This window comes from Synechococcus sp. R55.2, from assembly GCF_047462075.1.
Classification (GTDB): Bacteria; Cyanobacteriota; Cyanobacteriia; order Thermostichales; family Thermostichaceae; genus Thermostichus.
In genome coordinates this window covers 1-6,445 of the sequence record NZ_JANSIH010000173.1, presented here as the reverse complement: position 1 = coordinate 6,445, position 6,445 = coordinate 1, and the positions used below count along the sequence as shown (strand labels likewise).

The following is a 6,445-nucleotide window of genomic DNA, read 5'->3' as shown; positions in this document are numbered from 1 at the left end:
GCCAGGCGAATGGACTGCAGGGGGACTGGGTTGGACGAGCCTGCCCTGTTCCGCTCAAGCTGAGCTCGCGAGGGAACTTCCCCATTTTCAAAGTTGACCAAAAAGCCGCGCCCTCCACTTCCCCGCCAGCCGTGGTTGATGCGTAGCAGGGTGGCCGCCGGGGCATAGCGCAACTGCAGCAGGGGAGTTTGTCCGCTCAGCACATCAGCTTCTTGGACGCGGTAGCCAGAGCTTTCGGGAGCAAACTGGAAGAAGGTCTGCAGCTCGTAGCCTTGCCGCCGCCGCTCCTCTTCGTCAGCTGTGATGCGATCCCGCCGCCGCATGCGCACATTGGGCATTTCCAGAAGCTGGGTAAAGAGGCTGTTTTGCCCATCGAACTGGGTGCCGCAGACGGGGCAGCAATCCAGGCAGGGATCCGCAAAAGCTCCACAACTCAAGCAGAGCTTTTGAGTACTTTTGCGCTCCTCCAGGCCGCCGGGCGGAGCCTGAAAAGCCACCGATTCCCACTGGCAGCCTTCGTGGTAGAGGAAGTTGTGGGGTGCGAACTCCCGAACGGCCAAAAACCGGGGTCGGGCGATAAACTCCCCTTCGCTGCCGCGGGGCACCCAGGCCCTGACAGGCAAGGCCGGAAAGTTGTAGCCAGGGAGGAACCCCTCGCTGGCCAGATAGCGGTAGGGGTAAAAGTCACCTTCCTCCCGCTGGGTATCGATCTGTAACAGCAAGTTGCGCTGGCGCAGGGCTTCTTGCTGGCGGCGCTCAGCTTTCTGCTGGCTTTTCCTTTGGCGAGCTGTTTGGAGCTCTTGGTGAGCAGCTTCCAACTGTTGGGTGGCGGCCCGATACAGCTCCCGCCAGCGGTTAAAGGCCCGGTCAAACTCGCGTGGCGCCTCTTCAATAACCTGCCGGATCCAGCGCTTGTTAAACCAGCCACTTCTGTCTAGGAGTTCCCGGTCGGCGGCCAGCAGCTCCTGCACTTGCTCCTCCACTTCTCGCCGGGCGGCCTCCCCTAGTTGGATTTGCTGGGCCACTATCTCTCTGAGGGGCAGCTCTTCCCGATGATCCAAGTCAATGACGGTTTCGATGGAATTGCCCAGAGGCAGGCGCACGCGGGCCAGCCAAACGGCGTGGATGTGAGCCCGCACTAGGGACTCGTTGGCCAAATCCAGGCAGGGAGGTCGCACTCGACCGGCCACCATCTCGGCGCGGCGGCGGAAGTAGTACTGGTCGTGGCTGTTGAAAGCACTGCAATACGTTACGATTAGCCCCGGTTGCCCCTGGCGGCCTGCGCGTCCACTGCGCTGAGCGTAGTTGGCCGGCGTTGGAGGGACGTTGCGCAGATGTACCAGATCCAAATCGGCAATATCGACCCCCAACTCCAGGGTTGGCGAGCACACCAAATAGGGAAGGCGTCGAGCTTGATCCTCCCCGCGAAAGCGCCTTTCTCGCTGCTCCCGCTCTCCTGGCCGAACCACTTGGGCAGTGTGCTCCCTAGCCTCCAGGGATCCCAGCCCTACTGCTCCAGTTCGATACAGGCGTTGGAAGAAGAAGTTGACAGAGCGGGAGGGGGCAGCGTAGCCCTCCTGCCGAGCGCGGCGGGAATACAAGGGATCCGCAAGGGGGGCAGATTCATCTCCCAAGCACCAGAGGAGACATCCGGCATCCAGTTGATGGGCTTCTTGGCCATTTCTCTGGTGAGATCTCAACAGGCCATAGCCGACCAGCAAAGAGAGAAGGGATCCCAGAAGCTCGTCGTAAGCTTCTCTGGTCAGCTCGAGATACTTGATGAGAAAACGCCCAATAGCGCTGCGGGGGCCCAAGCTATGAACTTGCAAGTCCTGCCGGGACTGGCTCTGGCGAACAAAGTAGCTAGCCGTCCGCAGTTCGTCATGCTCCTCTAGGCCCCAAAACTCGTTGAGATGTTGCTCGGCCCGCCGGCGCAGCGTTCTCTGGGGTTCTTTCTCGAGCAGACGGACATCGATGGCCAATTTCCGCCGAAACTGATCCAATACGGCCCGCAGCAGGCCCTCTCGCTCGCCAACGGTTGCTTGGCCAAACCAGGGGTGAAGGGAAGCCAGGGCAGGGCTTTGGCAAAGCTCTTTGAGCCCGCGGTATTCGATTTTCAGCAGCCCCACCTGTTCCAGGTTGGGATGGGTGACCCGCCAGCCGCGCCGCAGATCTTCGTAGAGACGGTATTCTGTCAGGTCTGTAAAGGTCTGCCAAACGTCCTGAGCAAGGGAAGACTGGGGATCCAAGGAGGGGTTCTGGGCAATGTCAGCAAGGCTAAGACCTGAGGCCCGCACTACTTCTCGGGCCACTTCAGCGAAGCCCAACTCTTTTTTCTGCTGCAGGGCGGCATACAGCGAGGCCCGCAGGAGGGCCACATGGACAAAGTCGTTGAAGTGGCCGGCTTGTAGCGAGGCATCTTGGCGATTGTCAGTAAAAGTCAGAAGCTTGTCGCGAGCCGCTTGCGTCTGGGCCGTATGGCGCAACAGAGAGGTGGCAAGGGTGGTGGTGGCGCTGGAGCGGCCTTCGCTGGAGAGGGAAGCCAGCTTGACAAACTCCCGCTCGCGGGCGGTGTAGTACTCGCCGCAGGCCAAGCAGAGGGAAAAAGGCTGGGGCTGCCACCACATCTTCTGGGCCTCCGCCTGGGGTTGCTCGGAAAAGGATCCGTCGGGGCGCACCCAGACTGCTTGGGGGACGCGGCTTTTCCAGTTGGGCTTGAGCCTGCCCTCAGGGGTGTACCAATCTTCAGGGATCTGCTCTGGCGACCACTCGTTTTCAACGGGATCCAGGCTCAGGTAGCCGGCTTGCTGGTCTTCAGCCTCCTCCATCTCTTCTCCGATGGGATAGGGCAAAAACTGCCCCCTTGCCTTCAAGACATGGTAATAGTCGTGCCCGCACTGGCGGCAGAACTTGACGGGGAAAAACAGCTTCCCTTCCCCAGCTTGCATTTGCCCTTCCAGGGAAAATTGCCGCTTTTCCCGGCTCTCCAAGGTGGCGTACAGGGTGCGGCCCTGGGAGATAAACTGGTGCAGCTTGAAGGCGACTCCCCAAGTGCTGCCCTCTTTGAGGCTGCTGGCATGGGCCAGAAACTGGCGCAGGGATTTGGCGCAGGTTGCGGGATCCCTGGCGGCCACCTCGGCCAGTTGGGCGGCTACCTTGGAAAGCTCCCTGGGCACGCGGCGCCTGAAGCTGCCATCGGGACTTTGCTCCAGGCCCAGCTCATACTCTAGCCAGCGCATCAGGGGATGGCGGCGCAGATCGGCCTGGTTTGTAGGCCAAGGCAAGTCCAGGGCGCTCTTCAGCTCTGCCACCGTGGGTGGGCCGCCCTCGGTGAGGGGGGCCAGGGTTTCCTCAATGACGTGCTCCGGCCCAAAGGGATGGCCGAAAAAGCGGCTGGCAAAGGCGGCTACAGTCTGGCGGCGCTCCTGGGCGTCGGCTTCTGGTCGGGAGATCATGGTGGCGCTGGTGCCAATATGCACCAAGTTCTTGGCCCCACAGCGTCCTTTTAGGCGGCGAACCAGCATGGCCACATCCGCCCCTTGCCGACCCCGGTAGGTGTGCAGCTCGTCAAAGACCAGAAAGCGCAGCCCTCCCATCTCGGGATTCAAAAACCGCTGATCTTCAGGACGAACCAGGAGGAGTTCTGCCATCACATAGTTGGTGAGCAGAATTTGAGGTGGATCCCGCCGTAGCTGGTCTCGTTCGTTTTCCGAAGTTTCCCCGGTGTATCTGGCAAAGCGCACCGGAAAAGGGCGATGGTAGTTGCGCTCGTACCGCTCGCACAGGGCTTGCAAAGACTGGTATTGAGAGTTCACCAAGGCATTCATGGGGTAGACCACAATGGCCACCACCTGATGACGGGATCCCCCCTGGCGGATCCAGTTGTCGAGAATGGGCAGGAAGTAGCAAAGGCTTTTGCCGGAGCCGGTGCCGCTGGTAACCACAAAGCTTTCCCCGGCCAGAGCTTTCTCGATGGCCTCCTCCTGGTGGCGGTAGAGGCGAAAGGGCCTGCCATCTTCAAGGCGGAAAATGTGGGCTGTTTCTTGGGCAATGCGCCCGGCCTCGGCCAGCTCGTCAACGGTTGGGCCGGGCACATAAACAGGGCTTAGCTGGATGAGAGGCTCTGGCCAGAGGTGGATCCCTTCCTCTAGAGCTTGATTCACAAAGGCTTGCGCCCGTTGGTCGCCAATGAGAAAAAAGGAGCGGACAAAATCGCGATAGTCGTCCAGAACAGTGGCGTGGAGATCAAAGATGGTGGACATCGAATCTGCCCTTAAGGCCCGCTTGGTTAGCTCAAGCCTAGCTTGAAGATGCCGCAAGTGGTGTTTGCAACCCCACTCGCCAAGATCTACGGCCCGCTGAACGGCAAAAAGATATCTCCGAAGTGGGATCGGCGATGCGCCGGCTTCCCCCACACCTCCAGTACCCGCCGACGGCTGCAGCGTTCTCCGAATGCAGGAACCAGAATCCCTTGCCTTTAGGCAGGGGGCATGTCAAGAGAAAACTGGTCTGCAGAAGGCCACCTCCGCCTCATGGACGAATAACCCGCAATCCTAGATGCGCCTCGTAGCCATCGAAGTCACTGTCGTGGTGGAGGAGCGGAACATTGTTCTCAATGCACCAAGTGGCAATCAAACTGTCTATTGTTTTGCGCACCGTCACGCCTTTGCGACGCAACAAGCGAAAGTTCTGCGCACTTTTCACCGCCAGGGAGGGGTTAACCATTTGCACCTGATGCAATTTCACCAGAGCACAGCGAGCCTGCTCGAAATCGGCATCTTTGCGAAAGCCCTGCAAGACTTCTGCCAAAATCAGGTCGCCCACCAGGATAAGAGTTTGATCCAGGGCCCAATCCAGATAGTCGGTGTGAAGCGATGAAATGCCGTTGAAGTAATCAATCCAGATGGTGCTGTCCACCAGGATCATCCTCACTCCTGCAGGCACGACAGGCGTTGCTGCTGCAAATTGCCCTCCCATTTCAACTTGCCGCGTAAGTTGCGGATCTCAGCTTGCTCGTGTAGGCGAATCAGGACACGCAGCGCTTCGTGAATCACCTCGCGCTTGGTCTTGAGGCCGGTTACCTGGCGGGCACGCTCGATCAGGTCGTCATCCAGGACGATGTTGGTGCGCATGAGGAGCCACTTGTGTGTATAGAAATGCAGATCTATGTGTATTCTAAGCTTTTATTGAGTGCTGCGCCAGCTTCTCCCACGCCTCCAGCACCAGCCGCCGCGTGCGGTATTCGCCGAACTGACTCAGTTCCTTCTCCTTCAGCACGCGAAAGGTTTCGCCGGGGAAGGTGCTAGCAGCAGCGCGGGTAGCGTAGCCAGCCGAGTCGAGCGGGTCTGCCACCTCTTCCCGCGGGTCGAGTATGTCTTCCAGTTCGCGTTCGGTGAGGTCTGCCGGGTCGAGGATGTAGCGCAGTTGCTTGCGCGTCAGGCCGTAGAGCTGGGCGTAGTACGCATCGAGTTCGGCACGCAGCACCGCGCGGCGGTCTTCGTCCCAGCGAAAGGGCGGAAAGGGGATGCCCTTCTGCGGGTTGGTTTCGATCTCCGGGTAAGCGCTGATCCAGGATGGCAGGCGCCATTCATGCCTGCCGACAGCAATACGGTTTGCATCCCACGCAGCATGGATGGCTGCCCGCAGCCCTTCATCAGCTTCGTTCCACACATCGTCGGCGAAGGGCTTGAGATCCCAGGCAGTATAGGTCAGTTCCAGTGCGCGCGGCACAATGAAGGCGAGATCGGCGGGGGTGTAGGCAGTGGGGGGAAAAATAGGGAGTTGGCGGAGGATGAAGAAAGTAAGATGCGTCCCACCAATTTTCTGGCGCAATGCCCAATCAAAAATCAGGACATTTAGATTGGCTAGAAAACACGAGAGATGAATAGCCGAAATCTCACCCGTAAGGACTATGGGCATCGTATGTCCTACCCCAACTCTGGGCAGCAGGCTGAAGATGGCAGTGCGCTCGTTAGTGGCGTTAGTAACATCGCGGAATCCCACCAACCACCCACGCTGCCAGTCGCCCAGGCGCTTCGTTACTTCTTCAGCGGGCACCCAGTACCAGGGCAGAACGACGAAGTGCGGATCGGCGTGCTGGCGCTCGTCGGGGGTGGGCAGTTGGGTGCTGGAACGCGAATCCACTCCTTCATACGTGCCGTAGCGGTGGTCGTAGTGCCAGATCATTTTGGCTTCGTAGAGCGGGAGGTAGTGCGTTGCGGTGGATGGCTCACCCCTGACAAACACATTCCCCACCAACCGATACCCCTGCTGCTCCAATTCTGCCCGTGTGCGGAAGAGGTGCGAGTCAGAAGACATATTGAACAACCCCTGCTTAAACTGCACGCCCCAGGGGTTGACCCTCACCCCCAGCCCCTCTCCCGTGGGGAGAGGAGAGTCGTTCACCAGCACTGGCACGCGCTGATAGATGGCGCGGGTCAGGTCG

General features: G+C 59.6%; 3 protein-coding genes and 1 pseudogene. All 4 read right to left on the bottom strand.

Going from position 1 to position 6,445, the window contains the following annotated elements; translation table 11 throughout:
* Window positions 1–4,262, bottom strand: a 4,262-nt coding sequence (locus NW838_RS06090) for a DEAD/DEAH box helicase (protein WP_414427699.1), incomplete at its 3' end; no start/stop codon positions are given.
* 268 nt (window positions 4,263–4,530) lie between these two features.
* The gene (locus NW838_RS06085; protein WP_011433301.1) at window positions 4,531–4,926 is read right to left on the bottom strand and encodes a PIN domain nuclease; all 396 of its coding nucleotides are present in this window, start codon (window positions 4,924–4,926) and stop codon (window positions 4,531–4,533) included.
* A 2-nt stretch (window positions 4,927–4,928) separates the two neighbouring features.
* Window positions 4,929–5,132, bottom strand: coding sequence for a type II toxin-antitoxin system VapB family antitoxin (locus NW838_RS06080; protein ID WP_414355717.1), 204 nt, complete (start codon window positions 5,130–5,132; stop codon window positions 4,929–4,931).
* A 43-nt stretch (window positions 5,133–5,175) separates the two neighbouring features.
* A pseudogene (locus NW838_RS06075) lies at window positions 5,176–6,445 on the bottom strand (hypothetical protein); the annotation flags it as partial.